Origin of the sequence: Mycobacterium neumannii (assembly GCF_048452905.1) — a bacterium.
Taxonomy (GTDB): domain Bacteria; phylum Actinomycetota; class Actinomycetes; order Mycobacteriales; family Mycobacteriaceae; genus Mycobacterium; species Mycobacterium neumannii_B.
Window position 1 is genome coordinate 178,166 of the sequence record NZ_JBCGVF010000007.1, and the last position, 17,721, is coordinate 195,886.

Below are 17,721 nucleotides of genomic sequence, written 5' to 3' on the forward strand. Positions count from 1 at the left end.
CATAGTCGTTATCGATTCAGACGACGGCCAGCGGAAGAGCACCCGGGATCACCGGGGCAGGCAGATCCGACTCCCCCATCAGGAACGTGTCGACCGCGTGCGCGGCGCTACGGCCCTCGGCGATCGCCCAGACGATCAGCGAGGCGCCGCGATGGGCGTCCCCGCAGACGAACACGCCCGGGGCGTCGGTCTGCCAGTCCGAGCCGCACGGCAGTGCGCCGCGCCGGTTCAGCGTCAGGCCCAGTTCATCGAGGAGCGGCATGTGTTCGACGCCGTCGAAACCGATGGCCAACAATGCCAGCTCGCAGGGAATTTCCATCGGTTCGCCGACCGGGGTGATGGTGCGACGGCCGTTTGGGTCACGCTCTACCTTGACCTCGGCGATCTCCAGGGCGCGGAGGTTCCCGCTGTCGTCGCCGACGAATCGCTGGACGGCGACCTCGTAGCGCCGGTGGCCACCCTCGGCGTGGGCCGGTGAGAGTCGGGTCCGCAATACGAGCGGCCAAGTGGGCCACGGTGTGCGCGAGTCGTCGCGCGTTTCGGGCGGTTCGGGGTTGTAGTCGAGCTGGGTCACCGACAGTGCGCCCTGCCGATGCGCGGTGCCGAGGCAGTCGGCGCCGGTGTCACCGCCACCGATGATCACGACGTGCTTGCCGGTCGCGCTGATCGTGCTGGGCCCGTCGCCCTCGCATTCGTTGTTCGCGGGCACGAGGTGCTCCATCGCCAGGTGGACACCGTTGAGATCGCGTCCCTCGACTTCGTAGTCGCGCGCACGCAGCGCACCGACGGCCAGCACGACGGCGTCGTATTGCGCGCGGAGCTGCTCGACGGAGACGTCGACGCCGACCTCGGTCTCGGTGACGAATCGCGTTCCTTCCGCGCGCATCTGAGCCAGCCGCTGATCCAGCGTCGCCTTCTGGAGTTTGTATTCGGGGATGCCGTAGCGCATCAGCCCACCGATGCGGTCGTCCCGCTCGTAGACCGTCACCTCGTGACCGGCGCGGGTGAGCTGTTGTGCCGCGGCCAATCCCGCGGGGCCGGAGCCGACGATCGCGACGCGCTTACCGGAAGCGATCGCAGCGGGTTGCGGTTGCACCGCGCCCGAGTGCCATGCGTGGTCGGCGATGGTCTGCTCGATGCGCTTGATCGTGACGCTGCCGCCGGTCTGCTCCTCAGAGATCGACAGCACGCACGCCGCCTCGCACGGTGCTGGGCACAACCGGCCGGTGAACTCCGGGAAGTTGTTGGTGGCGTGCAGGCGGTCGCTGGCCGCGTCCCATCTGCCGCGGCGCACGAGATCATTCCATTCCGGAATCAGGTTGCCCAGCGGACAGCCCGCGGTTCCGGAGTGGCAGAACGGAATTCCGCAGTCCATGCACCGCCGGGCCTGCTGGGACACCTCGGCGGCGCGCCGGTTCGGGTCTTGTTGCTCGTAGACTTCGCGCCAGTCACCCACGCGTTCGTCGACCGGACGTTTGGCGGCCTCGACCTTCGGAACCTTGAGGAATCCGGTGGGATCAGCCACGGCTGGCCTCCATGATCGCGGTGTCGACGTCGCGCCCTTCGCGCTGGGCGGTGAGAGTGGCCTGCAGGACGCGCTGGTAGTCGCGGGGCATGATTTTGGTGAACTGGGTGCTGCGCCTTGGCCAGTCCGATAGCAGCGAGGTCGCCAGGCTGCTGCCGGTGTACTGGGCGTGCCGGGAGATCACGTCGCGCAGCCAGGCGAGATCTTCCGGGTCGAGGCGCTGCAACTCCACCATCTCGGTGTTGACCCGCCGCGGGTCCAGGCCGAGGACGAAGGCGATGCCCCCGGACATGCCCGCGGCCATGTTGCGCCCGGTCTTGCCGAGCACCACGACGCGGCCACCGGTCATGTACTCACACGCGTGGTCGCCGACACCCTCGACGACCGTCAGCGCGCCCGAGTTTCGGGCGGCGAAGCGTTCGCCTGCGCGGCCGCGCAGGTACACCTCTCCGGACGTCGCGCCGAACAGCAGCGTGTTGCCGGCGATCACGTTGTCCTCGGCCAGGAACAGCACGTCGTCGGGCGGCCGCACCACGATCCGGCCGCCGGACAAGCCTTTTCCGACGTAGTCGTTGGCGTCGCCGACGAGTTCCAGGGTGATGCCCGGTGGCAGGAACGCACCGAGCGACTGGCCCGCCGAGCCGGTCAGGGTGATGTGAATGGTGCCGTCGGGCAGCCCCTGCGCGCCGTAGCGCCGGGTCACCTCGGCGCCCAGCAGTGTGCCGACGGTGCGGTTGACGTTACGGATGGGCAGTTCGAGTCGGACGGTATGGGCGTCCTCGAGTGCGCCCTCGGCGAGCTGGATCAGCGTCTGGTCGAGCGCCTGGTCCAGTGCGTGGTATTGGTCGCGAACCTTGCGGCGAGGCGCGGGTTGGCCGGTGTGCCCGTCGGCTGGCACGGCGAAGATCGGCGAGAGGTCCAAGCCCTGAGTCTTCCAATGCTGGACACCCTTGTCGGTGTCGAGCAGCTCGGCGTGCCCGATCGCCTCGTCGAGGGTCCGGAATCCGAGCTCCGCCAGATACTTACGGATGTCTTCGGCGATGAAGCGGAAGAAGTTCTCGACGAACTCGGGCTTGCCGGTGAACCGGGCGCGCAGTTCGGGGTTCTGCGTGGCGACGCCGACCGGGCAGGTGTCGAGGTGGCAGACCCGCATCATGATGCAGCCCGACACGATGAGCGGGGCGGTGGCGAAGCCGTACTCCTCGGCGCCGAGCAGAGCGGCGACGACGACATCGCGCGCGGTGCGCATTCCCCCGTCACACTGAACGGTGATCCGGTCGCGTAACCCGTTGAGCATCAACGTCTGCTGAGTCTCGGCGAGCCCGATCTCCCACGGCACGCCGGCATGCTTGAGACTCGTCAGGGGTGCCGCCCCGGTGCCGCCGTCGTAACCCGAGATCAGCACGACATCGGCGTGGGCCTTGGACACGCCTGCGGCGACGGTTCCGACGCCGACGCTGCTGACGAGCTTGACGTGGATGCGCGCCTGGTCGTTCGCGTTCTTGAGGTCGTGGATCAGCTGCGCGAGATCCTCGATGGAGTAGATGTCGTGGTGCGGCGGCGGCGAGATGAGGCCGACCCCGGGGGTGGAGTGTCGCGTCTTGGCGATGTTGGGGTACACCTTGTAGCCCGGGAGTTGACCGCCTTCACCGGGTTTCGCCCCTTGGGCCATCTTGATCTGGATGTCCGTCGCATTCACCAGGTAGTCGCTGGTGACGCCGAAGCGGCCGGAGGCGACCTGTTTGACGGCGCTGCGGCGCTTGGGGTCGTAGAGCCTATCGGTGTCCTCGCCGCCCTCACCCGAGTTCGAACGGCCGCCGAGGTGGTTCATCGCGATCGCCATCGTCTCGTGGGCCTCGGCCGAGATGGAACCGTAGCTCATGGCGCCGGTGTTGAACCGCTTGAGGATCTCCTCGACGGGTTCCACCTCGTCGAGCGGTACCGACAGCCTGACCTTCTTGAACTCGAACAGGCCCCGCAGAGTTCCGCCTTCGCGGCCGAGGCGGTCCACCTCGTCGGAATACTGCTGGAAGATGTCGTGGCGCGCGGTGCGCGTCGAATGCTGCAGCAGGAAAACGACTTCGGGGGTGAACAGGTGCAGTTCGCCTTCCCGGCGGAATGCGTAGTCGCCGCCGACCTCGAGGCGTCGGTGGACACGCTCGGTCGGGTTTTCCGGGTAGGCCCGGCGGTGGCGTTGTTTGACCTCTTCGGCGATCACGTCGAGGCCGACACCGCCGAGCCGGCTTGGGGTGTCGGTGAAGTACTCGTCGATGACGTCTTTGTCGATGCCGACCGCCTCGAAGGCCTGCGCGGCCGTGTAGGAGGCGACGGTTGAGATGCCCATCTTGCTCATCACCTTCATGACACCTTTGCCGAGGGCCTTGCAGTAGTTGCGTACTGCGGCGGCGGGTTCGATGCCGGTCAGTTCCCCTTCGCGGACGAGGTCTTCGATCGATTCGAAGGCGAGGTACGGGTTGACCGCGGCCGCGCCGAAGCCGATGAGCGTCGCGATGTGATGCACCTCGCGGGCATCGCCGCTCTCGACGACCAGCGCGACGGTGGTGCGTTCCTTGGTGCGCACGAGGTGGTGGTGTACGGCTGAGATGGCTAGCAGCGACGGGATCGGCGCACGGGTGTGGTCGGAGTCCCGATCGGAGATAACAAGCATCCGTGCGCCTTTGGCGATCGCCTCGCAGGCCTTCACGCGGAGGTCATCGAGGGCCTCGGCGAGGCCTTCCCCGCCGCGCTCGACGTCGTAGAGGGCCTTCAATACGGTGGTGCGCAGCCCGGGGTGTTCACCGTCGTCGTTGATGTGGACGATCTTGTTGAGCTCGTCGTTGTCGAGAACCGGCCAGCGCAGCACGATCTGGCGACATGAGGCGGCGGACGGTTCGAGTAGGTTCTGCTCGGGACCCATGATGCGCGCCATCGAAGTGACGATCTCTTCGCGGATGGCATCCAGCGGCGGGTTGGTCACCTGCGCGAAGAGTTCGACGAAATAGTCGTAGAGCAATCGGGATCGTTGTGAGAGCGCCGCGGTTGGAGTGTCGGTGCCCATGGACCCGAGCGGCTCTGCCCCGGAGGCGGCCATCGGTGTGAGCAGGACGCGTAGATCCTCTTCGGTGTAGCCGAAGGCGATCTGGCGCTTGACGACGTTGTCGTGGTTGGGCTGAACACGGGTGCGGTCGGGCAGGGTGGCGATGTCGAGCAGGCCGGCGTGCAACCACTCGCCGTAGGACTCCTGCGCCGACAGATCCGCCTTGATCTCGTCGTCGGTGACGATGCGCCCAGCGGCGGTGTCGATTAGGAACATCTTGCCCGGTTGCAGGCGGCCCTTGGCGACGATCTGTGCCGACGGCACGTCGAGCACGCCGCTTTCGCTGGCGAGGATGACGCGGTCGTCGATCGTGCGCCACCACCGACCGGGGCGTAATCCGTTGCGGTCCAATACCGCACCGACCAGCGTGCCGTCGGTGAAGGTGACACAGGCCGGACCGTCCCACGGCTCCATCAAGGACGCATGGAACTGCCAGAAGGCGCGCTCGGCGTCGTCCATGGTGGTGCTGTTCTCCCAGGCCTCCGGGATCATCATCAGCACGGCGTGGTGCAGGCCGCGGCCGCCGAGGTGCAGCAGTTCGAGCACTTCGTCGAAGGAGGCCGAATCGGAAGCCTCCGCCGTGCAGATCGGGAACAGGCGGGACAGATCACCGGGGATGTTCGCGCTGGCGAGCATCGCCTCCCGCGCGCGCATGCGGTTGCGGTTGCCGCGAACGGTGTTGATCTCACCGTTGTGGGCGACGTAGCGGAAGGGGTGAGCCAAGGGCCACGACGGGAAGGTGTTCGTCGAGAACCGGCTGTGCACGATCGCGATGGCACTGCGGCAGCGCTCGTCGCGCAGATCTGAAAAGTATTGAGGTAGCTGCTTTGTGGTGAGCATCCCCTTGTATGCCATGGTGCGGCTGGACAGCGATGGGAAGTAGACGCCTTGGCGCTCGGCCCGTTTGCGGAGCGGATAGACGCGTCGGTCGAGTTCGATGCCGCCGACCTCGGTGGTCGAGGCGACGAACAGCTGCTCCATGTGCGGCATGCAACCCAGCGCGGTGGCACCGAGGTTCGCGCCGAGAGGCTCGATCGGCAAGATGCGCCAGCCGAGCACCTTCAGCCCTTCGTCATCGGCGATGGCTTCGACGCTTTCGCGGGCGGCGGAGCGGGCCGCGGGTTCCTGCGGCATGAAACAGATGCCTGCGGCGAAGGTATTGCTCCCGTCGAGTGCGGGGGCCGGAAGGTCGAAGTCGACGACCTCGCGCAGCAGCTCGACGGGCAGTTGGATGAGGATGCCGGCACCATCGCCGCTGTTGGTCTCGGCGCCCGCGGCGCCGCGGTGGTCGAGATGCTCGAGGGCGGTCAGCCCGTCGGCGACGATGGAGTGCGAGCGTCGGCCCTGGATGTCGACAACCATGGCGACACCACAGGAATCCGCTTCATTGGCGGGGTCGTAGAGACCTTGGGGTTCGGGGAATGCCGAAAAGAGCATTGAGGAGCACCTTCGCAGTCCGGAAGTGTTCATGTCCGGGACTGCACCGGCCCGCAGCCGATTGTAACAGCGCGGCTAAGCGCTCACCCGTCGAGAACGGTGGGGACCAGCGGGAATCCGGGAAGATTGCGTACCACCGTCCAGGTCAGGGCTGAGACCACAATCACGGCGATCATCGGGGTGTTCATCAACGGTTTGCTCTGACGCCATCGGACCAGAAGCCACGTCAGCAAGAGGGGAAGGCCGACGAGCAGATAGAGGTTGTCCACCGCGGCCGCAGCGAGATCACCGTGCAGCAGATCGTGCGTCATGCGCAGTCCGCCGCAGGCGGGGCAGTCCAGACCGGTGAGTGTCTTGAAGGGGCACGCCGGGAAGATGAAACCCGGGCGATGCGGATCGGCGATGCCGATGTAGGCCAGCGCGCCAGTCAGGACGGCGCCTGCACCGAGTGCGCCGTACAGCCGCTTGCGGCTCGTGCCGACGCTAGGTGCCATCGCGCAGCGGGCGCCCCTGAGGATCGCGGACTTTGTCGGTGAGCAGCATGATTGCGTCGATGATGCCCCAGATGATGGCGCCGATACCGCATGTGATCAGGCCGACGACCAACTGCGCTATACCCAGCCCGGTGTAGCCGAGGTAGATGCGGCCGATGCCGACCAGGCCGAAGAGGCCAAGCAGCTGAAGCAGCCCCGCGATGAGTTTGGACTTGTCGGAATAGGGTTCGCCCGTGATGGGGTGACGGCCGTAGGGCGCCAATGGATCGCCGTATGCCGACGGGTAACCCCCCGGCGGCGGCCCGTACTCGCTGCCTGGCGGGGGCGGATATTGCGGCTGGTAATTCGGCTCTTGCGGGGGCGTGCTGCCATGCTCACTACCACCGAACTGCGGCTCCGTCATGGCACCCAGCATGCCAGACAGGGGTGGTGCCAGTCAGTAAGAATTCTGTGCGCACTGGCCTCACGGCATTGCCCCGATGTTTGCGGAGGCTCGACGAAACCCGCGGTCGTAGCCGACAAGGGTCAAGAGATTGTCGCTCAATCTGATTCGCTGGAGCGACCGCGGAAGGACTTCGCAAGTGCCGATACCGCGCGTGTCAGAACGGTGGCGGTTGGTAGTTAGCGGCCAGCCAGGCTTGCCGCTGCCGTTCTTCTTCGGCAATCAGCTCGGCGCGCTGGCGACGTTCGGCTTTTATGCGATCGCGACGGTCGTCTTCGCGTGTCTGTTTGCGCCGGGGCATCATCAGGCTTCGAACGGCCGTGTCGGGCGCGGTATCGGCGGCAATCTCAAGCTCGCCCGCCGACTGCCCGAGTGCCGGAAACAGGCTTGCGCCATGGGGTTCGCTGCGCCACACGTGTCCTGTGGGCGCGACCAACTCGATTGTGCCGTCGGGGAGTTGTCGATCGGTCCAGCCACGTGGCCCACAGAAGAACGTCTTGATCAGATGATGAGTCCGGCAATAGTGCTTGGTGTTCGACGGATGCGTCGGACCTTGGGGCCAAGGAGTGGTGTGGTCAACGTCGGACTGGTGCACCGGTTTGTCGCAGCCCGGCCATCGGCAGGTCAGGTCTCGCCACTGCAGGAAGTCGCGCAGCGCCACGTTGGGCCGGTACCCGTTATCGGCTTTGGTGGGCACGGTCAACGGCTTCAATAGCGCGGTCTTGGCCGTCTTACGAATCGAGTCGGCGGGCAGCACCCCGAAGCCCTTTAGGTAACCGGGCTTGTCACTGCCTCCCTCGAGGGTGCCCTGCTCGGCAAGCACGTGGACGATGGCCGTCGTTGCGGCCGCGCGTTCTGCGGCTGCGGGGCAGTCGTCGAGCCCACATTCACAGGGCAGGGTCGATTCCCCGCGAGCCAGCGGTCCACATGCATCGGCGCGGCGTTGCTGCTGGGTTCGGGGATCGTTCTCGCACACCGTGGTGGCCAAGGCGTTCAGTCGGTTGTCCAGTGCCGCACCATCGGTCGCCCGCAGATTACCCCCGATCCAAGCCATCCCTGGACAGCCCGGCTCGACGTTGATGTGGCGATTGTCCTCGGCTCGGCGCGGGACCCGTACTGCTTCCGGATCGAAGCGTGCTACGAACACGTCCACGCGGTCAATCAGTTTGGGACCAGACAGTTTCATCCACTTCTCGGCCCTGGCAGCCAACGCCTCATCGAGTGCGGGCATGATGTCGGGCTCGACGTTCTCGGTGCGAGACATGATGGTGGCCACCACCCGGTAATCGATCCACCCGCGTCGAAACACTTCTGCTACCCGGGGAAGCCGTTCGCGCAACGTGTTCGCCGCATGTACTTGACTGAGCGCGCGGGCATGACTGATGTTCTGAACCGGCGATATTTCGGCCGCTACGACGACAGCGACATCGGTTAAGAACATCTTGGCTTCGATATGCTCAGTGACGCGCCGTGCGTAGAGTTCGGCGACGAGTGCCAACCGGCGCCCCATCGCCGCAGCCTCCTCGCGAGCCTCCTCACCCATAAGGGTGATTAGATCGCCGCTGGAAGCATCTTCGAACATGAGTTCGACACTACTCGAACCCACCGACAGGACAACACATTCGACGGTCGGGCTGTGGAGAACCCGGGGAAGGTCTAACCTCTGCGGCGGCGGCGCAGCCACTTACGCACTCGCCCGCCGTCCGAGTCCTCGGCTTTGTTTGCGAGCTCTTCGGCTGCGGCTTTAGCCTCGACGGCTGCCTCGTGCGCCTCAGGAGCGTCTACGAGCGCGTCCCTGGCCTCCTCGCCTTCGACCACGCCGACACTACTGACGTCGTCAGCATCGGTGTCGGCCGATTCTTCGCCCGCCGCAACATCTTCGGTCGCTTCCGTGGCGGCCGACTCCTCGGCTTCGGCGTCGCCCGCTTCGTCGGCCGCCCCAGCAGCTTCAGCCTCGGCCGCGTCCGCCAACTCCTCGGCGACAGTCTCACCCTCTACCGCCGACTCGTGTGCCTCAGGGGCGTCTGCCAGCGCGTCGCCGGCTTCCTCACCTTCGACCGCACCGACACCACCGATGTCAGCGGGTTCACCGGCATCAGACGCCTCGTCGGTCTCGGTCTCGGCTTCGGCCTCGTCCGTCCCTTCGTCGGCTTCGTCACCTTCAGCCTTGTCAGCCGCTTCAGCCTCAGCCTCGTCTGCCAACTCTTCGGCGACTGCCTCACCCTCTACCGCCGACTCGTGTGCCTCGGCAGCGTCCGCCAGCGCATCGCCGGCCTCCTCGCCCTCAACCGCACCGACACCACCTGCATCAGCGGCTTCACCGGCATCGACGGCTGCGTCGGCGTCAGCCTCCTCGGCCTCATCAGCAGCGTCCCCGTCAGCCCCGTCAGCCGCTTCAGCCTCGGCCTCGTCTGCCAACTCTTCGGCGACTGCCTCACCCTCTACCGCCGACTCGTGTGCCTCGGCAGCATCAGCGGCTTCACCGGCATCGACGGCTGCGTCGGCGTCAGCCTCCTCGGCCTCATCAGCAGCGTCCCCGTCAGCCCCGTCAGCCGCCGCTTCAGCCTCAGCCTCGTCTGCCAACTCTTCGGCGACTGCCTCACCCTCTACCGCCGACTCGTGTGCCTCGGCGGCGTCGGCCAACGCGTCGCTGGCCTCCTCACCCTCAACCGCGCCCATGCCGCCGGCGTCAGCGGCTTCACCGGCCTCGGCGAACTCCTCCGCCTCGAGAATCTCCTCCGCCGGTGCCCCGGCCAGATCCTCAGCCAGCGCCTCGGCCTCAGCGACCGACTCCGCCTCGACGGGCGCATCGGCTACCGCCGCGCTGCTTACGTCCGCAACTCCACTGGGCTCCTCCGCGACGTCCTTCCGCCCGCGCTTCGACCAGAACCGCAGCCTGCGCCGCGCCTTTGCCGGTGGCACCTCAGTCGTCTGTGCAGCCGCCTCGTCCGCCAGCTCCTCAGCCGCTGCCTCGCGCTCGACCGCAGATTCGTGGACCTCGGCGGCGTCGACCAGCGCGTCGCTGGCCTCCTCATCCTCCACCGCACCCACACCGCCGGCCTCGGCGAACTCCTCCGACTCGAGAATCTCCTCGGCAGGCGCCTCGTCCACCTCTTCGGCGAGAGCTTCGGCTTCAGCGACCGCCTCGATCGCAGTCTCGGGCTCTTCCGCCGACTCCTCGTCGCCCTCTGCTGCGAACTCCTCGGCCTCTTCCACGTCGTCCGCCGGCACACCTGCCACGTCCGCGCCGAGTTCCTCGGCCGACACGTCCTCGGCTGGGACCTCCTCGCCCTCCGGAACGTCTGCCGTGAGCGATTCGGCCTTCACCGCTTCCGAGGTTGCCTTAGATGTCTGGTCTTCGTCGACGGACGCAGCCTTGGCAGCCGCGACCACCCCTGTCCGTGAGGTCACCGCGGCCAGCTCCTCGGTCAGTTCCTCGACGGTCGTGCGTTCCGGCTGCGGCTCGCCACGCAAGCTTGCGGGATCCTCGCGGCCCTTCGGCGCGGTCATGATGTAGACGACTGCGCCGATGAACACGAACGTCGCCGTGAAGGAGTTGATCCGGACCCCCTCGATCAGCGTCGCATCGTCGGCCCTCAACAGCTCGATCCAGAACCGGCCCACGCAATAGCAAGCGACATACAACGCGAACAGACGGCCGTGACCGAATTTGAAACGGCGGTCGACGTAGATGAGAACCGCGAAAACCAGCAGATTCCACAGCAGTTCGTACAGAAAAGTGGGGTGGACGAGGTGAACCACTTCACCGGTCGACACGCCGTTGAGATTGTCGATCATGCCGGCTGAATTTCGGCGCTCGTAGATCTTCAGCGCCCATGGCAGCGTGGTTTCGGCGCCCCACAGCTCCTGGTTGAAGTAGTTGCCGAGGCGGCCGATCCCTTGCGCGAGAATGATTCCGGGCGCGATCGCGTCCCCGAACGCGGGCAGCGGAATGCCTCTGCGCCGGCATGCGATCCACGCGCCAACGGCGCCGAAAGCGACGGCTCCCCAGATTCCGAGACCACCGTCCCAGATTCGGAACACGCCGGCCAGCCCCGCACCGTTGTCCCCGAAGTAGCGCCACCAGTCGGTCGCCACGTGGTAGAGCCGGCCGCCGATCAAACCGAATGGCACGGCCCACAAGGCGATGTCGTAGATGACCCCGCGTTCGCCCCCGCGCGCTTCCCAGCGGCGGTCACCGATGATCAGCGCCGCCACGATGCCGACGATGATGCAGACCGCGTACGCCCGGATCGGCACAGGACCGAGCTGCCAGACGCCCTGAGCCGGGCTGGGGATGGCGGCCAAGACAGTCGTCGTCACGCAGTAACCCTTCGCCTGACGCCGTCGGCAAGTTCGGCTGTCAACGCTCCCACCGCCTCGACACCGTTCTGCAACGCCGACACCAACGCAGATCCCACGATCACTCCGTCGGCGTAGGCACCGATCTCGGCTGCCTGGGCCCCCGACCGGACACCTAGGCCCACGCCCACAGGGATATCCGAGACGGCCTTCACCCGGCGAACCAATTCAGGAGCGGCCGTCGACACCGCATCACGCGCACCGGTCACACCCATCGTCGATGCGGCGTAGACGAATCCGCGTGATGCCTGCACCGTCATCGTCAGCCGTTCCGGTGTCGATGACGGCGCCACCAAGAAGATTCGGTCCAAGTCGTAGGCCTCGGAGGCCGCGAGCCATTCGTCGGCTTCGTCGGGAATCAGATCGGGGGTGATCATCCCGAGACCGCCTGCCGACGCCAGATCTCGGGCGAATGCGTCGATACCCCACCGCAGCACGAGGTTCCAGTACGTCATCACCACGGCCCTGCCGCCGGCATTGGTGATCGCCTCGACTGCGGCCAGCGAGTCTCGCACTCGCACTCCCCCGCGCAGCGCTGCCTCGGTAGCCGCGGCGATCGTCGGGCCATCCATCCCGGGATCGGAGTACGCGACGCCGACCTCCACGAGGTCGCACCCGTTCTCGACCAGTGCCGTCATCGCCGAGATCGAGCCGGGCACATCGGGAAAGCCGGTCGGCAGGTAACCGATCAGTGCACTGCGCGCCTCGCTTCGGCACGTGTCGAACAACGGTGCCAGCCGACTCACGGCACACCGTCCAACAAGCCGAACCATTTCGCCGCGGTCTCGACGTCCTTGTCGCCACGTCCGGACAGATTCACCAGCACTATTGTCCCGGGCCCGAGCTCCCGTCCTAACTGCAAAGCACCCGCCAGTCCGTGCGCCGACTCGATCGCAGGAATGATCCCCTCCGTGCGACACAGCAAAGAGAACGCGTCCATCGCCTCGGTGTCGGTGATCGGCCGATACTCTGCGCGGCCGATGTCCTTGAGGAACGCGTGCTCCGGCCCGACACCCGGATAATCCAAACCCGCTGAAATAGAATGTGATTCGATGGTCTGACCGTCCTCGTCCTGCAGCAGATATGAGAACGAGCCCTGGAACGCACCCGGTGAACCCCCGGTGAAAGTCGCTGCGTGCCGCCCGGTTTCGACGCCGTCACCGGCGGCTTCATAACCCACGAGCCGCACGTTGGGGTCGTCGATGAACGCGTGGAAGATTCCGATCGCGTTCGACCCGCCGCCGACACAGGCCGTCACCGCATCGGGCAGTCGGCCCGCCTGCGCCTGGATCTGGGCGCGCGCCTCGAGCCCGATGACCCGCTGAAAGTCGCGCACCATCGTGGGGAACGGATGCGGTCCGGCGGCCGTGCCGAAGCAGTAGTAGGTGTTGTCGGCATTGGTCACCCAGTCGCGGAATGCCTCGTTGATCGCGTCCTTCAACGTCTTCGAGCCCGCCTCGACCGACACCACCGTCGCACCCAGAAGACGCATCCGCGCGACGTTCAACGCCTGGCGCGCCGTGTCGACGGCGCCCATGTAGATGACGCACTCCAGGCCGAGTAGCGCGCACGCCGTCGCGGTCGCCACACCGTGCTGCCCCGCGCCGGTCTCGGCGATCACCCGGGTCTTGCCCATCTGCCTGGCCAATAAGGCCTGGCCGAGGACATTGTTGATTTTGTGGGATCCGGTGTGGTTGAGGTCTTCTCGCTTCAGAAAGATCCGCGCACCGCCGGCGTGCTCGGACAACCGTTCGGCTTCGTACAACGGCGAAGGACGTCCGCTGTAGTGCTGCTGCAGCCGATCCAACTCGTCGAGGAAGGTCTGGTCTCCACGCGCCTTCTCGTAAGCCGTGGTGACCTCTTCGATGACGGCCATCAGCGCCTCGGCGACGAATCGTCCGCCGTAGACGCCGAAGTGGCCACGCTCGTCGGGGTCGTGAGCGGTTGGCTCGGCTACGGCCGCGCTGGAACGGGGCAGCTCAGGCCCGGCGAGATCGGCCACTTCTCAACGCGCTGGTTTCGGGCACGACGGATGGGTGCCTGCGGTGACCAGATCGGCGACGGCGCTGCGGGGGTCACCGCTGGTGACCAGACCCTCACCGACGAGCACCGCGTCGGCGCCCGCACCGGCGTACGCCAGCAGATCGGCGGTGCCGCGAACCCCGGACTCCGCGACGCGGATGACGTCGGTCGGCAATCCCGGAGCGATCCGCGCGAAGCAATCCCGGTCGACCTTCAACGTCTTGAGATCGCGTGCGTTCACGCCGATTACCGCGGCGCCGGCCGACAGCGCGCGGTCGGCCTCTTCCTCGGTGTGCACCTCGACCAGAGCGGTCATGCCCAGCGATTCCGTGCGCTCAAGCAACGACTCCAGCACCGGCTGCTCCAACGCCGCGACGATGAGCAACAGCATGTCCGCGCCGTGGGCGCGAGCCTCGTGGATCTGGTAGGGCCGAACGATAAAGTCTTTGCGCAACACCGGAATTGACACCGCCGCGCGCACCGCGTCCAGGTCCTCGAGCGATCCGTTGAAGCGACGCTGTTCGGTGAGCACGCTGATGATGCGCGCACCACCGCTTTCGTAGGCGCTCGCCAGTTCGGCGGGGTCACCGATGGGGGCCAGCTCGCCGCGGGACGGACTCGCGCGCTTCACCTCGGCGATCACCGCGATCCCCGGGGCGCGCAGCGCGGCCATCACGTCCAGCGGGGGCGGCGCGTCCTTGGCCTTGGCTTTGATGTCGGCGAGCGGGATGAGCGCCTCGCGGGCGGCGACGTCGGCTCGGACTCCCTCGATGATCGAGTCGAGTACCGTCGCCGAACTCATGAGTGCCGCTTCCCTTCCCCCGGAAACACCGAACGATCTTCAACCACGAAGGGTAGCCGCCACCACAACACCGCCGATCACCGGCCCTTGTTGTCCGGATTCGTCGCATCCCGCGTCGGATCGGAACCCGCGTCGAGGGCGTCCCAGATCGCGCGTTCGGACATCTCGCCAGCGGGTTCGTCGGGTTGCGGGGCACGTCGCGAGTACCGGGCCGCGCCGGAGCGCTCGCTGGCCGCAGACCGCATCAACAGCACCGCGCAGGCCAGTGCGACCGCCGCGGCGACCACAGTGATCGCGGAACCCACGTAGTGCCGCTGCGTACCGACCAGGTCCGCAACGGGCGCCTGCGCGATGTGCGATGCGCGTACTGCCACATCCCGGATGACCCACAGGCTGATGGCCAGATACGCGGTTCCGGCGCTGGCCGCGGCGACGAGCAGAGCCAGCAGCCGCAGCGGCCAACCCCGCACCGCCAAGGCGGCGACGGCCGCGGCGAGCAGGAGCACCGCCAGCGGGATCAGAGCGGTCGACCAGGTGCTGCCGGACAGGGCGACCGTCTTCGGCTCGCCGAGGCCGTCGAACGAGGTCACCTCGACCCAGGTCATCCGCGACGCCACCCACAGGCCCGCCGCCGCGAGCACGAGACCGAGCTGGGCGACCCTGATCATGGCTCGGTCAGCGTCTCGGCGGCAGCGATGGCATTGAGTACCGCGCGGGCCTTGTTGGCCGCCTCGGTGTACTCGTAGGGGCCGTTCGAATCTGCGACGACGCCACCGCCTGCCTGCACGTACGCCGTGCCGTCGCGCATCAGGGCGGTGCGGATGGCGATCGCGAAGTCGGCGTTGCCCGCGAAGTCGAGATACCCCAGCACCCCGCCGTAGAGGCCGCGACGCGTCTTCTCGACCTCCTCGATCAGCTCCATCGCCCGGACCTTCGGGGCACCGGAAAGTGTGCCTGCCGGGAAACACGCGGTCACCGCGTCGAGTGCGGTTTTGCCGTCGGCCAGCAGGCCCGTCACCGTCGACACCAGGTGCATGACGTGGCTGTAGCGTTCGATGTGGCTGTAGTCCTCGACGCGTACGGTGCCGGGCCGGCAGACCCGGCCCAGATCGTTGCGGCCCAGATCGACGAGCATCAGATGCTCGGCGCGCTCCTTCTCGTCGGCCTGCAGCTCCTTTTCGAGCAGCAGGTCCTCTTCCTCGGTCGCGCCGCGCCAGCGCGTACCGGCGATCGGATGTGTGGTCGCCCGTCCGTCCTTGACGGTCACCAACGCTTCGGGGCTCGAGCCGACGACCGAGAAGTCCGGTCCGCCTACGGCATTCGGCACGTTGAGCAGATACATGTACGGGCTCGGGTTTGTCACTCGCAGCATCCGGTACACATCCAGCGGATCGGCCTCGGTCTCCATCTCGAACCGTTGCGACGGCACCACCTGGAACGCCTCGCCGGCCTCGATGTCGCGCACCAGTTTCTCGACGATGGCCTCGTACTCTTCGAGCGTGCGCTGAGCCCGGTGCACCGGCTCGGGTCGACTGAAAGTCGCGACCGCCGACGGCAGGTGCTCACCGAGCGCGGCGGTCATCACGTCGAGGCGGGCCACCGCGTCGTCGTAGGCCCAGTCCACCCGCTCGTCGGTGCCGTTCCAGTTGACCGCGTTGGCGATCAGCGTGATGGTGCCCTCGTGGTGGTCGACCGCCGCGATGTCGGTGGCCAACAACAGCAGCATGTCCGGAAGGCCGAGATCGTCGACGGCCAGCGAGGGAAGCTTTTCCAGGCGCCGGACCATGTCGTAGGCGAAGAAGCCCACGAGCCCGCTCGACAGCGGCGGCAAGCCCGGCACCGGTTCGGTCTTGAGAAGCTCCAGCGTCGCGCGCAGCGCCTGCAGCGGGTCGCCGCCCTGCGGCGCGTCCTGCGGCGTCGTGCCCAACCACACGGCCTCTCCGTCACGGACCGTGAGCGCCGACGGCGCACCGGCGCCGATGAACGACCAGCGCGACCACGAACGGCCGTTCTCCGCCGATTCCAGCAGGAACGTTCCCGGCCGGTTGGCGGCCAGTTTGCGGTACGCCGACAGCGGGGTCTCGCTGTCGGCGAGGACCTTGCGGGTCACCGGCACCACGCGATGTTCAGCGGCCAGCGCGCGGAAGTCCTCCCGCGAGGTGGTGATCGCGAGGTCGGCCGTGGTCTGCACGGGTCAAGTGTCCCAGACGCGCCCCAGTGCCGACGACGACGCGGGCGTGAGCGGGCGGGTCAGCATGATCGGCGACTGCGCCATGAACCGCGGTGTCCTGCCTCGATGCTCGTCGGCGGCGTGCACGGTGAACGGGTGCAGCACGTACATGTCGCCGGCCTCACCTGTGGCGTACGCCACGGGACGAGCCGCGCTCGCTTCGTCGACGAGCCGGCCCATCTCGGCGAGTGCGACGGGTTCGGGACCGAGCACCTTGGCCACGTCGCGGTGCGAGCCCGCCCTGATCCGCGTCGGTGCGTCATCCGGGCCCACATCGGACAGCACGGTGAGCAACAGCACGGTCTGCGGTCGTCCGGTGACCACCCATGCCCCGTCGGATTGGGGCGTGTTCGCGTCGATGTGCCATCCGCGGTCGTCGTCGGCCGGAGATACCGGGAAACGCACGGGGATGTTGCCCAGCGCGCCGCGCGGCGACCAACCGCCGGGACCGCAGATGCGATCCAACGCCGCAGCCAGTTTCGGGCTCGCCATCAGTTCGCCGAACGCTCCCGCGCCCGTCATGTCGCTGGCCCAGTAGACGGGCTTGAGCCACTTCTCGGGCTCGTCAGGCGACAAACCGAGCTGCTGCCACAGCGCCGTTCGCGCCGCATCCGCGACGACGCGCGGAGCGGCCGCGTCGATCTTCAGATAGCCGTCGGTACAGAAGGCGTCGAGATCCACCATCGAGGCGAGGTTCTCACGGTAACCGCGTCCCGCACCAACGATTTTCGGTGCCCGAAACCGACGCAATGGTCGATCCGACTGCCAGAAACCAGCCAAAACGTCGGTCTGGTTCGCGCGGCGCGGTCGCTCGATCACTTCGCGGCGTAGCGTTACCACCGTGAAAAAGGGTGACCGAGTTGCCGAGTTCGAATCGCCGGACCAGACGGGCACGGTGCGAAGCCTCAGCGAGTTGCTCGCCGACGGCCCGATCGTGTTGTTCTTCTATCCTGCCGCGATGACACCGGGGTGCACCAAGGAGGCCTGCCACTTCCGCGATCTGGCCGGGGAGTTCGCCGCCGTCGGTGCCAAGCGTGTCGGAATCAGCACCGACGCGGTCGACAAGCAGGCGAAGTTCGCCGACAAGGAGCGGTTCGACTATCCGCTGCTGTCCGATGCCGACGGCGCCGTCGCAACGCAATTCGGCGTGAAGCGGGGTCTTCTCGGCAAGTTCATGCCTGTCAAGCGGACCACCTTTGTGATCGATACCGACCGCACGATCCTGGCCGTGATCGCATCGGAGATCAGCATGGACAGCCACGCCGACAAGGCTCTCGAGGTGCTGCGCCAGCGCCAGTCGGCATGACACC

At 66.9% G+C, this 17,721-nt stretch carries 13 protein-coding genes; 1 reads left to right on the top strand and 12 read right to left on the bottom strand.

Annotated features, from left to right (window positions below; genetic code table 11):
* Positions 1-16: 16 nt before the first annotated feature.
* The 12 genes from AAHH99_RS21150 to AAHH99_RS21205 all read right to left on the bottom strand — a co-directional run bounded on the left by AAHH99_RS21150 (position 17) and on the right by AAHH99_RS21205 (position 17,095).
* Positions 17-1,525, bottom strand: a complete 1,509-nt coding sequence (locus tag AAHH99_RS21150) for a glutamate synthase subunit beta (protein WP_418770449.1) — start codon at positions 1,523-1,525, stop codon at positions 17-19.
* On the bottom strand, positions 1,518-6,059 hold the full coding sequence (gene gltB, locus AAHH99_RS21155; RefSeq protein ID WP_418770450.1) for a glutamate synthase large subunit: 4,542 nt from the start codon (positions 6,057-6,059) through the stop codon (positions 1,518-1,520). The genes AAHH99_RS21150 and gltB overlap by 8 nt, the downstream gene beginning before the upstream one ends.
* Before the next feature lie 83 nt (positions 6,060-6,142).
* The gene (locus AAHH99_RS21160; RefSeq protein WP_418770451.1) at positions 6,143-6,553 is read right to left on the bottom strand and encodes a DUF2752 domain-containing protein; all 411 of its coding nucleotides are present in this window, start codon (positions 6,551-6,553) and stop codon (positions 6,143-6,145) included.
* Positions 6,543-6,956, bottom strand: a complete 414-nt coding sequence (locus tag AAHH99_RS21165) for an NINE protein (protein ID WP_418770452.1) — start codon at positions 6,954-6,956, stop codon at positions 6,543-6,545. The genes AAHH99_RS21160 and AAHH99_RS21165 overlap by 11 nt, the downstream gene beginning before the upstream one ends.
* A gap of 196 nt (positions 6,957-7,152) precedes the next feature.
* Positions 7,153-8,577 (bottom strand): HNH endonuclease signature motif containing protein, encoded by a 1,425-nt coding sequence (locus AAHH99_RS21170; protein ID WP_418770730.1) that lies wholly within the window; start codon positions 8,575-8,577, stop codon positions 7,153-7,155.
* A 74-nt stretch (positions 8,578-8,651) separates the two neighbouring features.
* Positions 8,652-11,318: a prolipoprotein diacylglyceryl transferase gene (gene lgt / locus AAHH99_RS21175; RefSeq protein WP_418770453.1), complete on the bottom strand. Its 2,667-nt coding sequence runs from the start codon at positions 11,316-11,318 to the stop codon at positions 8,652-8,654.
* Complete coding sequence (gene trpA / locus AAHH99_RS21180; RefSeq protein ID WP_418770454.1) at positions 11,315-12,103, bottom strand: tryptophan synthase subunit alpha; 789 nt, start codon at positions 12,101-12,103, stop codon at positions 11,315-11,317. The genes lgt and trpA overlap by 4 nt, the downstream gene beginning before the upstream one ends.
* Positions 12,100-13,359 (bottom strand): tryptophan synthase subunit beta, encoded by a 1,260-nt coding sequence (gene trpB, locus AAHH99_RS21185; protein WP_418770455.1) that lies wholly within the window; start codon positions 13,357-13,359, stop codon positions 12,100-12,102. Before trpB ends, trpA begins: the two co-directional genes overlap by 4 nt.
* A 3-nt stretch (positions 13,360-13,362) precedes the next feature.
* Positions 13,363-14,181 (bottom strand): indole-3-glycerol phosphate synthase TrpC, encoded by an 819-nt coding sequence (gene trpC, locus AAHH99_RS21190; RefSeq protein ID WP_064395570.1) that lies wholly within the window; start codon positions 14,179-14,181, stop codon positions 13,363-13,365.
* A 77-nt stretch (positions 14,182-14,258) separates the two neighbouring features.
* A complete protein-coding gene (locus AAHH99_RS21195; RefSeq protein ID WP_418770456.1) occupies positions 14,259-14,849 on the bottom strand; it encodes a TIGR02234 family membrane protein in 591 nt (196 codons plus the stop codon).
* The gene (locus AAHH99_RS21200) at positions 14,846-16,372 is read right to left on the bottom strand and encodes an anthranilate synthase component I (RefSeq protein ID WP_418770457.1); all 1,527 of its coding nucleotides are present in this window, start codon (positions 16,370-16,372) and stop codon (positions 14,846-14,848) included. The genes AAHH99_RS21195 and AAHH99_RS21200 overlap by 4 nt, the downstream gene beginning before the upstream one ends.
* Before the next feature lie 3 nt (positions 16,373-16,375).
* Positions 16,376-17,095, bottom strand: a complete 720-nt coding sequence (locus AAHH99_RS21205; RefSeq protein WP_418770458.1) for a phytanoyl-CoA dioxygenase family protein — start codon at positions 17,093-17,095, stop codon at positions 16,376-16,378.
* 157 nt (positions 17,096-17,252) lie between these two features.
* Here AAHH99_RS21205 and AAHH99_RS21210 point away from each other — a divergent pair, with 157 nt between their 5' ends.
* Positions 17,253-17,717, top strand: coding sequence for a peroxiredoxin (locus AAHH99_RS21210; RefSeq protein WP_418770459.1), 465 nt, complete (start codon positions 17,253-17,255; stop codon positions 17,715-17,717).
* Positions 17,718-17,721 lie beyond the last annotated feature (4 nt).